This window comes from Streptomyces indicus (assembly GCF_900100315.1).
In the GTDB taxonomy this organism is placed as follows: domain Bacteria; phylum Actinomycetota; class Actinomycetes; order Streptomycetales; family Streptomycetaceae; genus Streptomyces; species Streptomyces indicus.
Genome location: NZ_FNFF01000006.1, coordinates 173633 through 186920, shown reverse-complemented (window position 1 = coordinate 186920; position 13288 = coordinate 173633). Strand labels below are relative to the sequence as shown.

Below are 13288 nucleotides of genomic sequence, written 5' to 3'. Positions count from 1 at the left end.
GGAGCCGGGGCCCAAGCGGGACCCTGAGCCGAAGCGGGAGCCGGGGCCCAAGCGGAACCGGAAGCGGAGGCTGTCCCGGCCGGACGGGGCCCCGCAGGACGGCGGGAGCGCGGCATCGGGCGGCCCCAACCACCAGCCCGTACCGGCGACTTGAGCGCGCGCACGGCCATTGCGGGGGTCCGCGGCGGGCGCCCATACTGTGCCCTCGAAACGGGGGTGAGCGGTGCGGGGGAGCGGTACGCGTGTGCCTGCCGTCGTGCGCAGGGGCCGGCACCATGCCCTCGTTCTCGGGGCCGCCGGGCTCGCCGTGCTCCTCGCCGCGACCGTACTCGCCGCCCTCGCGGCGCTGACCGAGCACGCCGTGCTGGGAGCCGCACGGCAGCGGCTCGCCGCCGACGAGGGGGCCGTCGTCTCCGTCAGCGGGCCCTACGAGCCCGGCCGGGAGCAGAGCTACGAGCGCACCGGTGCCTCGGTGCGTGCCGCGCTGGCCCGCGCCTACGGCGACGTACCGCAGCACACGTACGACGCCCTGCGCGTGCCCGAGCAGCTGGCCTCCGAACTGCCCGTGACCGAGGCGGACGGGCGCCCCCGCAGCGATGTCACGGTCGCGCTCGTGGCCGTCGAGGCGGTGCGCGAGCACGTCGACCTGGTGAGCGGACGGCTGCCACAGGCCCGGACCGACGGGGTGGTCGAGACCGCGCTCACGCAGCCGGAGGCCACCGGCCTCGGGGTCGGGCCCGGCGACGAGCTGACCGTACTCGCCGCCTCCGACACCCCCCTGAAGGTCCGGGTCACCGGGGTCTACCGGGCCGACCCGGACAAGGCCGCACTGTGGCGCAGCCTCAGCGGCACCTTCGGCGGGACCGAGTCCCTGGCCGTCGTGCCGTTCACGACGATCACGGGGACGCCGCAGCTCGCCGGGGACAGCGTGCGCTCCTGGCTGGCCCTGCCGGAAGCCGGCCGGTTCCCGCTCGACGCCGTGGGCCCGCTGCGTGAACGCGCCTCCGCGTTCCGCGGCAGCGATCCCGACCGCGTGCTGTTCCAGGGGCAGGTGCCGCGCGAGGGCCGCCACCTGCGGATCGACTCGGGCATCGGCACCGCCCTGATGCGGCTCGAGACGCCCATCGCCGTCTCCCGCGCCGGCCTGTACATCCCCGCCTCGCTGCTCGCCGCCCTCGCGCTGGCGGCCCTCGTCCTCACCGGACGGCAGCTCGCCGGACACCAGCGCGCCGAACTCGCGCTGCTCGCCGCCCGCGGCGCCGGCACCTGGCGGCTCGCCCTGGGCGCCGCGGCGCAGTGGGCGGTGATCGCCGTGCCCGCCGGGATCGCCGCCCCGTTCCTGGCCGGACCCTTGCTCGGATTGCTGCGGGCCGTGACCCCGGTCGGGGGCGAACTGCCGGAGTCCGCGCTGCTCGCCGCCGGGTGGACCGCCGCGCTGCTCGCCGTGGCGGTGCACGGCATCGCGGTGCTCGTGCCCGTCGTGCGCTCCGTACGGGACCGGCGTGCCGTCAGCCGGCTGCGGTGGCGGCCCGCACGGTTCGCGGCCGCCCAGCGGTTCGGCGCCGACGTCGTGCTCGCGGCCGTCGCGGTCCTCGGCTGGCTCCAGCTGCGCCAGTACCGGTCACCGGTCGGCGCGGCCTCCGCCGTCGACCCGGTCCTCGTCCTCGCACCGGTCCTGATGACCGCCGCGGCCGCCCTGCTCGTGCTGCGCCTGCTGCCGCCCGCGGCCCGGCTCCTCGACCCGCTCGCCCGGCGCGGCACCGGCTTCGTACTGCCGCTCGGCGGCTGGCAGTTGGGGCGCCGGGCGGCAGGCCACGCGGGGCCCACGCTCGTCGTCACGCTCGCCCTCGCCGTGGCCGCGCTCAGCTCCACCGCCCTGGTGATCCTGGACCGGGGCGACCAGGACCAGGCCGCCTTCCAGGTGGGCTCCGACCTGCGGATCGAACCCTCCGACCGGCTTGCCGCCGACCAACGCCGCGGTGCCTACGAGGCGTTGCCCGGCGTACGCGAACTGACCCCGGCGAGCGAGGTGGACGTCAGCGTGGGCCAGCGCGCGGTGGGCCTGACCGCCGTCAACACCGCGGCGGACGCCCTGCCCACGCTCGACCCGGCCGACCGCGAGCGCCTCGGAGGGAGCATCCCGGAGCACGGTCTGGCGCTCGACGGGCGCCCCGCCCAACTCACCCTGCGGGCAAGCCTGTCCGCGAGCGGACCGGGCACGGCCGGACCCGTACGGCTCACGGCGTACTTCGAGGACGGGGACGGGCTGGTGCACGAGAGCGGGACCGACCTGCGCACGGGCCCGGCGCGGGCCGTCGCGCTCACCGTGCCGCAGGGCGCCACCCGGCTCGTCCAGCTGGGCCTCGCCATGCCGGACGAGAGCGTGCGGCGCACCTACCGCCTGGTCATCGACCAGGCGAGCGCGCTCACCGCCTCCGGCAGCTGGCGCGACCTGTACACGCCCGCCCCCGATCTGCACGTCGCGGGCTGCCCCGGGGCCGAGCCGCGCGACCGGCCGGGCGACGCGCCCGGTCCGGTGCTGTGCTCGGCCGAGGCGCCGCGCGCGGGCGTCCTGATCGACGGGGTGCTGCGCGGCCCCGACACCGCGCTCGCCTATCCCATCCGCACGATCAGGCTGGGCCTGCAGTCCTCCGGCCGCCCCGAGGCCTCACCCGCACTCGCCGACCGCGCGCTGATCGCCGCCGGCGTCGCCTCGGTCGGGGACACCGTCACGGTGTGGCGGGCCGAGGGCGGCACCGCGCGCCTGAAGATCGTCGGCGAGATCGCCGCCGTGCCGGGCGATCTCAGCCGGGACCGGCCGCGGCTGCTCGTGGACTCCCGTGCGTTCACCGGCCAGTTGGTGCGCTCCGGCGGCCTGCCCGGCGCGGCGGGTCACTGGTGGGCGCGCACGGACGGCGGCGACGCGGGCCCCGCGCTGCGGGCCCTGCGCGCCGACCCGCGGCTCGGCACCGCGCGCGACATCCCCACGGTCCGCGAGGAGTTGGCCGCGGATCCGCTCAGGCGCGGGGCCCGGGCCGCGCTCACGCTGTGCCTGCTGCTCGCGCCGCCGTTCGCCGTCGTCGCGTTCACCCTGCACACGGCGCTCGCGGCCCGCTCGCGCAGCCGGGAGTTCGCGCTCCTGCGCGCCATCGGGGTGCGCAAACGCCAACTGGCCGCCTACCTCTGGACGGAACAGCTCGCCCTCGCCGCGGTCGCGGCCGTGCTCGGCACGCTCCTCGGCGCCGCCCTGGCCGTGCTGATCATGCCGGTGGTGACGGTGGACTCCGGCGGCGACCCGGTCTTCCCCGACCTCGCCACCGAAGTGCCCTGGGGCCGGGTGCTGCTCACCGCCGCCGTCACCACTGCCTTGATCTGCGCGGTGGTGACGGTCGCCGCCCGGTATCTCGGACGCGTGGACCTGGCGCGGGTGCTGCGGGCGGGGGAGGACCTGTGAATCGGGTACGAGTGATGCGGAGGTGGCAGCGGATCCGCGGGGACATCCCGCTGTTCGTCTGCCTCGCGCTGCTCACCGCGCTCATCACCGCGGTCACCGCCGCCGCCCCCGCGCTGCTCGACGAGCTGGCGGGCCGGGCCTTCGCCGCCCGGCTGGCCCAGACGCAGCAGAGCCGGCCCGGGATCACTTACACCGCGAGCTTCGACGTGGCGGAGAAGGGAGGGGACCACGCGCCGGAGTACTTCGCCGACGACCTGACCGCGGCCGCCGGCGTCCTGGAGGACCAGGTCGACGCCGACCTGCGCGGGGCGTTCGTCACCGACTCGGCACGCGCCGTCCTGCCCGGCGCCGGCATGGACCTCGCCTCCGGGCCCGGCAGGCTCTCGCTCCTCTACGCCGCGGACGCGCCGCCGAAGAGCCGTTACGTCGAGGGGCGCGCCCCGCGGGAGCACACCGGCAGCCCCGAGATGGCCGTGTCGACCCGGACCCGGGACGCCCTGAAGCTCCGCGTCGGCCAGAGCGTCCGCCTCGGCGAGGGCGGGCTCAGGGACATCGACGCGACCGTGGTGGTCGTCGGTGTCTTCGCCGCGCCCGACACCCGCATCCTGCGCGAGGAACCGCTGCTCGCCGCCCCGTCGCCGCGCACCGGCGGCGGCTACGAGGCGATGGCCCTCACCGCCCCCGGCGCCATCCTCGAACTCCAGGCGCAGGCCCGGGTGCGGCTCACCGCGCAGTGGGGCGTGCGGCTGAACCTGGACGACGAGCAGGCCAGGGCGTATGCCGGCACCGAGGGGCGCGCCCGGCTCCAGCGGGCCCTGATCGCGTCGAGCGAGCTGGCCGCCGAACAGTTCTGCCCCATGAGCACCTTCGGCGGGCTCGCCTGCCAGCTCGGCCGGCAGCCGGCCACCGGCATGGACGTGGACACCGTCCTGCCCGCCGCCGTCGACGAGTTCGGACGCCAGTGGACGCAGGGCCAGGCCGTCATCGCCTTCGGGCTCGCCACGCTCGCCGTGGTCGCGCTGGCCGCCGCGGTCGTCACGGCGCTGCTCGCCCTGCGCCGCCGCCTCGACGTCCACCGGCTCCAACGCGCCCGCGGCGCCTCCGCGTTCGGGCTCGCCGCCGCACGCGCCGGACACACCCTGCCCGGCGCGCTGCTCGGTCTCGCGGCCGGGCTCGCCCTCGCGGCCCTGGCCGGTGAGGGTGTCGCGACGGCGCGGGGTGTCCTCGCGGCGCTCGGCTGCTGGCTGCTGCTGCCGCTCGTCACCTTCTTCGCCGTACGCGACGGGGCGCTGCTGCACGCGAAGTCCCCCTCGCTGCGCGGCCGCCGGGTCGTCGCGGAAGCCGCGCTGCTGCTGCTCGCGGCGGCCGGGGTGTGGGCGCTGCACGCGCGCGGCACCCGCGCCGAGGCCGGCCCGGACCCGCTGCTCGCCGCCGTACCGGCGCTGCTCGGGTTCGCCGCGGTGGTGGTCCTGGTGCGCTGCTATCCGCCGCCCGTACGGCTGTTGGCGCGCTGGGCGGCGCGGCGGCGCGGTGCCGTGGCCCTGGTCGCGCTGCTGCGGGCCGCGAAGGAGGCGCCCGCGCGGGCCCTCGCGCTGCTCGTTCTGGTGGTCACGCTGGCGGGCGCGGTCTTCGGCGGGCTCGTGGCCGGGACCCTGACCGACGGACGGGTCGAGGGCGCGCGCTGGCGGGCCGGGGCGGACGCCGCCTATCTCGGGGCGGAGGCCCATCCGCGGGCCGCCGAGCAGCTGGCCCGTGCGCGCGGGGTCCGGCACAGCGTGCGGGTCGCGGAGCTGCGGATCTCCCCACGGGGCGCCAACGGCAGCGGGGTCGGATCCACTGTGCTCATCGGCGTCGACAGCGAGGCCCTGCGCAAGGCCGCGCCCGATTCCGCCCTCGGGCACGCGGCGGCCGCGCTGCCCGCAGCCGACGGCGCGGTGCCCGTGCTCACGCGCGGCGGCACCGCACGGGTGGGCGAACTGCTCGACGCGGACGTGGGCGGGCGCACCCTGAAACTGCGGGTCACCGGCACTCTGAGTGACGCGGCCGCCGGCGACCGGGCGCTCGGACCGCTGGCCCGCGCCGACCGGCCCGAGCGCGTGCTGCTCACCGACCTGCGGGGCCTGGGCGCCGTGCAGCGCCGTGACTTCGACGAGAGCCTGCTCCTGCTGTACGGCGAGAGTCTGCGCGCCGGCGATCTGCGTGCCCTGGTCCCGCGCGCCGAGCCCGACGCGGGCACAGGTGAACTGCGCATCCTGGACGAGGAGTTGGCGCGGGTCTCGGAGGACGACCTGGCGGGTGTGCTGATCCGCGCGCACACCGCGACCACCGCACTCGCCGTGGCTCTGGCGCTGCTCGCCCTGGTCCTCGAACTGCTCCTGTCCGCCCCGGCCCGCGGCCGCACCGCGGCGCGCCTGCGCACGATGGGTCTCGGCGACCGGCAGACAGCCGCGCTGCACCTGATCCAGCTGCTGCCCATGGTGCTCGCGGCCGTGGCGGGCGGCACGGCACTCGGCCTCGCACTGCCCTCATTGCTCGGACCGTCCCTGGACCTGGACGAGTTCACGGGCGGCCCCGCCGACCCCGGTCTGCACGCCGATGCCCTCCTGACGACGGTCCTGGCCGGCGGCTGCGCGACCCTGGTCCTGGGCGCCGTCGCCTTGGAGACGTGGCTGGGCCGACGGCGTGGGTTGGGGGCGGTGCTGCGGGTGGGGCGGTCGGATGAGTGAGGGGCGGGGCGGTGTGTGGGAGGGGGGTGCGGGTTTGTTGGCGGCGGTGTGGGTGCGGATCGACCGCGGGACGGTGGCGTTTCGTCGGTGGTACGGGTGCGTCTCGTCGGTGGGACGGTGGCGTTTCGCCGACGGTACGGGTCCGTATCAGCGGCGGTACGGGTGCGTATCGGCCGCGGGTCGGGGCGTATCGACGGCGGAACGGGACCGTCCCGTCGGCGGAACGGGGCCGTACCGACGTCCGTACGCGACCGTACCGACGGCGAAACGCCTCCGTACCGCCCCCACCCGTATGCACCCACGCACCGACAGCGATGCGTGGCAGTGGGGACGGCGAGACGATGACGCGCAGTGGACGGAGGGGCCATGAGCGGGGCTGAACAGGCGCGGCAGGGGCGGGAGTCGGTGGTTCCGCGGCTGACCGACCTCGAGGCGCGGGCGCGCAGCGCGCCGGGCGGCGGGCCCGACGACGGCGTGATCGTGTGCGACAACCTCGTGCGCGTCTACCGGACCGACGAGGTCGAGGTGCAGGCCCTGCAAGGGCTCGACCTCACCGTCACCGAGGGCGAGTGCGTCGCGCTCGTGGGGGCGTCGGGGTCGGGCAAGTCCACGCTTCTGTCCATCCTGTCGGGCCTCGACCTGCCCACCGCAGGACGGGCCCGCGTCGCCGGCCACGACCTGCTCGCCATGGGCCGCCGCGAACGCCTCGGCTACCGGCGCGCGACCGTCGGCTTCGTCTGGCAGCAGACCGGCCGCAACCTCCTGCCGTATCTCACCGCGCAGGAGAACGTCGCCCTGCCGATGAAGTACGCCCGCGTGCCCCGGCGCAAGCGCCAGGAGCGGGCCGCCGAACTGCTCGACACCCTCGGTCTCGCGTACTGCCGTGACCGCCGCCCCACCGAACTCTCCGGCGGCGAGCAGCAGCGCGTGGCCGTCGCCGTGGCCACCGCCAACGCGCCCCGGGTGCTGCTCGCCGACGAGCCGACCGGCGAGCTCGACACCGCCAGCGGCGAGGACGTCTTCGCCGCGCTGCGCCGCGCGAACGAGGAGCTGGGCGCCACCGTCCTCGTCGTCACCCACGACCCGCAGGTCTCCGAGCAGGTGCGGCGCACCGTACGCATCCGCGACGGCCGCACCTCCACGGAGACGCTGCGCGGCGGCGAGCGCGAGGCCGCCGAGGAGTTCACGGTCCTCGACCGTGCGGGCCGCCTTCAGCTGCCGCGCGAGTACGTGGACCGGTACGGGCTGCGGGGACGGGTGCGGCTCACCGCCGAGAGCGACCACGTCGGGGTGTGGGCTGCCGACGAATTCGCGCCGGCGGCCGAGGAGTCCGTGCCGGCCGCCGAGGAGCCTCGGGCCGCCGATTCCTCCGATGAGTAGAGGTTCCTCCATTGCACCGGCCGCGGAGCCATGGCGATACTGACGCGGAAAACACAGGAGCGTACGGGGGGTTGGGCATGACGCAGAGTGCGAGCGGGGCCACGCAGACGGTCACGGCCGAGGCGGGCGAGGGCGCGCCGATGGTCGTCGTCGAGGACGTGCACCGCTCCTACGGCAGCGGTGCCGCCGCCGTGCACGCGCTGCGCGGGGTGTCCTTCAGCGTGCCGCGCGGCGAACTCGTCGCGCTCAAGGGCCGCTCGGGCTCCGGCAAGACCACCCTGCTCAACCTGGTCGGAGGTCTGGACTCGCCCGACGGCGGCACGATCACCGTGGACGGCCTCGACATCGGCTCGCTCGGCGAGAGCGGCCGGCTCGCCCTGCGCCGCGACCGTATCGGCTTCGTCTTCCAGTCCTTCGGTCTGATCCCGATCCTGTCCGCGGCCGAGAACGTGGGCGTGCCGCTGCGGCTGCGCAAGGCCGACCCCAAGGAGCGCGAGGAGCGCGTCGAGCTGCTCCTGTCGCTCGTGGGCCTCGCCGACCATGCCAAGCAGCGCCCGGGCGAGCTCTCCGGCGGCCAGCAGCAGCGCGTCGCGATCGCCCGCGCCCTCGCCAACCGCCCCGCCCTGCTGATCTGCGACGAGCCCACCGGCCAGCTCGACGCCGAGACCGGGCACGCGGTGATGGAGCTGCTGCGCGCCGTCGTCCGCAGCGAGGGCGTGACCGCCCTGGTCGCCACCCACGACGCGGCGATGCTCGACCTCGCGGACCGGGTCCTCGAGCTCAGCGACGGCGAGATCGTCGAGAGCGGCGACGCCGAGCGCGAGTAGCGGGGCAGAGCTCCCGGCGGCCGCGTATCAGAATCCCGTCAAGGATGCGGCCCTGCTCCCCATTCGCCCCATGTGCCGGAATTCCTGGCCTTAAGGTCTACGCAGAGTACGCGGCCGATTCTGGCCGGCGTATGCGGACCACGTAACTCGAAGACAATGGGGCCATGGCACGCGGCAAGCTTCGGATCTACCTCGGTGCGGCACCGGGCGTCGGCAAGACGTACGCGATGCTCTCCGAGGCGCACCGGCGCGTGGAGCGCGGCACGGACTGCGTGGTCGCGTTCGTCGAGCACCACGAGCGCCCGCGCACCGAGGTGATGCTGCACGGCCTCGAGCAGATCCCTCGGCGCGAGCTGGAGCACCGGGGCGGCACATTCACCGAGATGGACGTGGACGCGGTGCTCGCCCGCCACCCCCAGGTCGCCCTGGTGGACGAGCTCGCCCACACCAATGTGCCGGGCTCGCGCCACGCCAAGCGCTGGCAGGACGTGGAGCTGCTGCTCTCGGCCGGCATCGACGTCATATCCACCGTGAACATCCAGCACCTGGAATCCCTCGGCGACGTGGTCGAGTCGATCACCGGGGTACGCCAGCGCGAGACCGTCCCCGACGAGGTCGTCCGGCACGCCGACCAGATCGAGCTGGTCGACATGTCGCCCCAGGCGCTGCGCCGCCGCATGGCGCACGGCAACATCTACAAACCCGACAAGATCGACGCCTCGCTCTCCAACTACTTCCGCATCGGCAACCTCACGGCCCTGCGCGAACTGGCCCTCCTGTGGGTGGCCGACCGGGTCGACGAGTACCTCCAGCAGTACCGCGGCGAGCACAACATCAAGTCCACCTGGCAGGCGCGCGAGCGCATCGTCGTCGGCCTGACCGGCGGCCCCGAGGGCCGCACCCTGATCCGCCGCGGCGCGCGGCTCGCCGAGAAGGGCGCCGGCGGCGAGGTGCTCGCCGTCTACATCGCCCGCAGCGACGGCCTCACCAACGCCTCGCCCAAGGAACTCGCCCTCCAGCGCACCCTCGTCGAGGACCTCGGCGGCACCTTCCACCACGTCATCGGCGACGACGTCCCCTCCTCGCTCCTGGAGTTCGCGCGCGGAGTCAACGCCACGCAGATCGTGCTCGGCTCCAGCCGCCGCAAGGCCTGGCAGTACGTGTTCGGGCCCGGCGTCGGGGCCACCGTCGCCCGCGAATCGGGCCCCGACCTGGACGTCCACATCGTCACGCACGACGCGGTCGGCAAGGGCCGCGGCCTGCCGGTGGCCCGCGGAGCCCGCCTGGGCACCTCGCGGATCATCGCCGGCTGGCTGACCGGTGTGGTCGCCCCGGTCCTGCTCTCGCTGCTGCTCACCTCCATCCCGACGGACGTCGGCCTCGCCAACGACATGCTCCTGTTCCTGTCGCTGACGATCGCCGCCGCCCTGCTCGGCGGGCTGCTGCCCGCGCTCGCCTCGGCCGCGCTCGGCTCGCTGCTGCTCAACTACTACTTCGCGGCCCCCGTCCACCGGTTCACCATCGCCGACCCCAAGAACATCGTGGCCATCGTGGTGTTCGTGGGCGTGGCCGTCGCGGTTGCCTCGGTGGTGGACCTCGCCGCCCGCCGTACGCACCAGGCGGCCCGGCTGCGCGCCGAGTCCGAGATCCTGTCCTTCCTCGCCGGCAGCGTGCTGCGCGGCGAGACCAGCCTGGACGCCCTGCTCGAACGGGTCCGCGAGACCTTCAACATGGAGTCGGTGGCGCTCCTGGAACGGCAGAGCGACCTGGACCCGTGGACGCGCGCGGGCAGCGTCGGCACGAGCAGCCCCATCGAGCGGCCCGAGGACGCCGACGTGGACATGCCCGTCGGCGACCACATGGCCCTCGCCCTCACCGGCCGGGTGCTGCCCGCCGAGGACCGCCGCGTCCTCGCCGCGTTCGCCGCCCAGGCCGCCGTCGTCCTCGACCGCCGGCGTCTGATGGACGAGGCCGAGCAGGCCCGCGCCCTGGCCGAGGGCAACCGCATCCGCACCGCGCTGCTCGCCGCCGTGTCGCACGATCTGCGCACCCCGCTCGCCGGCATCAAGGCCGCGGTGACCTCCCTGCGCTCCGACGACGTCGAGTGGTCCGAGGAGGACCAGGCCGAGCTGCTCGCCGGCATCGAGGACGGCGCCGACCGGCTCGACCACCTCGTGGGCAACCTGCTCGACATGTCCCGCCTCCAGACCGGCACCGTCACCCCGCTGATCCGCGAGGTCGACCTCGACGAGGTGGTGCCGATGGCGCTCGGCGGCGTGCCGGAGGGCTCCGCCGACCTCGACATCCCCGAGACCCTCCCGATGGTCAGCGTCGACAAGGGCCTCCTGGAGCGCGCGGTCGCCAACATCGTCGAGAACGCGGTGAAGTACAGCCCGGACGCGACCCCCGTACGCGTCTCCGCCAGCGCGATCGGCGACCGCGTCGAGATCCGCGTCGTGGACCGCGGCCCGGGCATCCCGGACGAGGCCAAGGAGCGCGTCTTCGAGCCCTTCCAGCGGTACGGCGACGCGCCGCGCGGCGCCGGCGTGGGCCTGGGCCTCGCGGTGGCGCGCGGCTTCACGGAGTCGATGGGCGGCACGCTCAGCGCCGAGGACACGCCGGGAGGCGGTCTCACGATGGTGCTCACCCTGCGTGCGGCCCGTACCGCCGAGCAGGTTCCCGCCGGGCTCGACGCATCGGCTGCGTCATGACGCGGCCGGCCGACGGGATACTTCCTCCACCCCAGCCCACCATCCCTTCCCGAATCCGGGGTTCCGCCCCCGGCCCCCTGCATCCGGCCTCCGGCCGGATCCGCGCAACCGCCGCAGGGGCTGAAATGAAAGGCAGGACCGCATGACCCGGGTGCTCGTGGTCGACGACGAACCGCAGATCGTCCGCGCCCTCGTCATCAACCTCAAGGCACGCAAGTACGAGGTGGACGCGGCCGCCGACGGCGCCACCGCGCTCCAGCTCGCCGCCGCGCGCCACCCCGATGTGATCGTGCTCGACCTCGGCCTGCCCGACATGGACGGCGTCGACGTGATCCGCGGCCTGCGCGGCTGGACCCGCGTCCCGATCCTGGTCCTGTCCGCCCGGCACAGCTCCGACGAGAAGGTCGAGGCGCTCGACGCGGGCGCGGACGACTACGTCACCAAGCCCTTCGGCATGGACGAGCTGCTCGCCCGGCTGCGCGCCGCGGTCCGCCGGGCCGAGCCGGTCGCGGGCTCCGGCGAGGACGACGTGACGGTGGACACCGGGGACTTCACGGTCGATCTCGCCGCGAAGAAGGTGAACCGCGACGGCCGCGACGTCCGCCTCACACCCACGGAGTGGCACCTCCTCGAGGTCCTCGTACGCAATACGGGCCGTCTCGTCAGCCAGAAGCAGCTGCTCCAGGAGGTCTGGGGCCCGTCGTACGGCACCGAGACCAACTACCTGCGCGTCTACATGGCCCAGCTGCGCCGCAAGCTGGAGGCGGACCCCTCGCACCCCAAGCACTTCATCACCGAGCCGGGGATGGGCTACCGCTTCGAGCGGTAGCGGCTGCTCAGGGAGCCGGTCGCAAGCCGTGCACAACCGGGGAGGCCGCCCAGGAGTAACCCGCGCCCACCCCGGTACGCTTCATGTATGAGTGACGATCCGCGCCCGCAGAAGCCGGCGGGCCGCTTCCGCCGCATGCTGGACCGCCTCTCCTCCTCGCAGGAGGAGCTGGAGTCCGAGGAGCTGCAGGAGGACGCGGCCACGGCGGGCTGCACCCGTATCGGAGACTGCCACGACCGGCAGATCGTCACGGTTACTGGTACCTTGCGCACCGTCACCCTGCGGCCACGCGCCGGAGTCCCGGCCCTGGAGGCCGAGCTCTTCGACGGCACGGCCGCGCTCGACGTGGTGTGGCTCGGCCGGCGCTCGATCGTGGGCATAGAACCCGGACGCAAGCTGATCGCATCGGGCCGTGTCTCCATAGACCGGGGCCGCCGGGTGCTGTTCAACCCCAAGTACGAACTCAGACCGCTCGGACGGGAGTAGCCGGTGACGTCAGTCGACAAGCCGACCGACGAAGACGCACGGCCGCAGGGCCAGACGCCGGACACGGACGTGCAGACGGTCACGGAGGCCGCGCTGTTCGAGGCCTTCGGCGGTCTGCGCGGCATGATCGAGACGGTCCTGCCGGGCCTGCTCTTCGTGACCATCTACACGATCAACAAGGACCTGCACAGCTCCGCGATCGCGGCGCTCGGTGTCTCGCTGCTGCTGCTCGTGGCCCGGCTGACCCGCCGCGACACCATCAAGCACGCCTTCAGCGGCGTCTTCGGCGTGGCCTTCGGTGTGGTCTTCGCGATGATGACCGGCAATGCCAAGGACTTCTACCTGCCGGGCATGCTCTACACGCTGGGCCTGGCCCTCGCGTACATCATCACGACGCTGTGCGGTGTGCCCCTGATCGGCCTGATCCTCGGTCCGGTCTTCAAGGAGAACCTGTCCTGGCGCACCCGCAACCCCGGCCGCAAGAAGGCGTACGCCAAGGCCAGTTGGGCCTGGGGCCTGATCCTGCTCGCCAAGTGCGCGATCCTCTTCCCGATGTACTGGTGGGCCGACACCACCAAGTTCGGCTGGGTCCTGGTCGCCCTGAAGATCCCGCCGTTCCTGCTCGCCGTCTGGCTGACCTGGGTCTTCCTCGCGAAGGCCCCGGCGCCGATCGACGTCTTCGCGGAGATGGAGGCGAAGGAGAAGGCGGAGCAGGAGGCCAAGGAGGCGCGCGAGCGCGAGGCGGCGACGCGTGAGCAGTTCGCCCAGCAGATGGACCCGCTGGTGGACGAGACGCTCCAGCGGCTCGCGCAGGAGGAGCCCCAGCAGGCTCGACACCGCAAGCCGTAGCGTTCTGCGGTCATACGCGGAGGGGG

The 13288-nt window shown here is 74.4% G+C and carries 8 protein-coding genes; all 8 read left to right on the top strand.

The genetic code is table 11. The annotated features are described in order from the left end of the window. Positions 1 to 244: 244 nt before the first annotated feature. The 8 genes from BLT97_RS17570 (at position 245) to BLT97_RS17535 (ending at position 13262) form a co-directional block, all read left to right on the top strand. Positions 245 to 3454 (top strand): ABC transporter permease, encoded by a 3210-nt coding sequence (locus BLT97_RS17570; RefSeq protein ID WP_093611204.1) that lies wholly within the window; start codon positions 245 to 247, stop codon positions 3452 to 3454. 14 nt (positions 3455 to 3468) lie between these two features. Next, entirely contained in the window at positions 3469 to 6180 is a 2712-nt protein-coding gene (locus tag BLT97_RS17565) for a hypothetical protein (RefSeq protein WP_093611202.1), read from the top strand. A gap of 366 nt (positions 6181 to 6546) precedes the next feature. Further along, positions 6547 to 7560 (top strand): ABC transporter ATP-binding protein, encoded by a 1014-nt coding sequence (locus tag BLT97_RS17560; protein WP_093611200.1) that lies wholly within the window; start codon positions 6547 to 6549, stop codon positions 7558 to 7560. A gap of 77 nt (positions 7561 to 7637) precedes the next feature. After that, on the top strand, positions 7638 to 8387 hold the full coding sequence (locus tag BLT97_RS17555) for an ABC transporter ATP-binding protein (RefSeq protein WP_093611198.1): 750 nt from the start codon (positions 7638 to 7640) through the stop codon (positions 8385 to 8387). Positions 8388 to 8551: 164 nt separating this feature from the next. Then, complete coding sequence (locus tag BLT97_RS17550; RefSeq protein WP_093611196.1) at positions 8552 to 11098, top strand: sensor histidine kinase; 2547 nt, start codon at positions 8552 to 8554, stop codon at positions 11096 to 11098. 142 nt (positions 11099 to 11240) lie between these two features. Next, entirely contained in the window at positions 11241 to 11927 is a 687-nt protein-coding gene (locus BLT97_RS17545) for a response regulator (RefSeq protein ID WP_093611194.1), read from the top strand. 87 nt (positions 11928 to 12014) lie between these two features. Continuing rightward, entirely contained in the window at positions 12015 to 12413 is a 399-nt protein-coding gene (locus BLT97_RS17540; RefSeq protein ID WP_093611192.1) for an OB-fold nucleic acid binding domain-containing protein, read from the top strand. A 3-nt stretch (positions 12414 to 12416) separates the two neighbouring features. Next, positions 12417 to 13262: a DUF3159 domain-containing protein gene (locus tag BLT97_RS17535; protein ID WP_093611190.1), complete on the top strand. Its 846-nt coding sequence runs from the start codon at positions 12417 to 12419 to the stop codon at positions 13260 to 13262. The last annotated feature ends 26 nt before the right edge of the window (positions 13263 to 13288 follow it).

Coding starts and splice junctions, on each gene's coding strand:
- BLT97_RS17550 (WP_093611196.1), top strand. CDS start 8,552: ATGGCACGCGGCAAGCTTCGGATCTACCTCGGTGCGGCACCGGGCGTC.
- BLT97_RS17560 (WP_093611200.1), top strand. CDS start 6,547: ATGAGCGGGGCTGAACAGGCGCGGCAGGGGCGGGAGTCGGTGGTTCCG.
- BLT97_RS17540 (WP_093611192.1), top strand. CDS start 12,015: ATGAGTGACGATCCGCGCCCGCAGAAGCCGGCGGGCCGCTTCCGCCGC.
- BLT97_RS17565 (WP_093611202.1), top strand. CDS start 3,469: ATGCGGAGGTGGCAGCGGATCCGCGGGGACATCCCGCTGTTCGTCTGC.
- BLT97_RS17545 (WP_093611194.1), top strand. CDS start 11,241: ATGACCCGGGTGCTCGTGGTCGACGACGAACCGCAGATCGTCCGCGCC.
- BLT97_RS17555 (WP_093611198.1), top strand. CDS start 7,638: ATGACGCAGAGTGCGAGCGGGGCCACGCAGACGGTCACGGCCGAGGCG.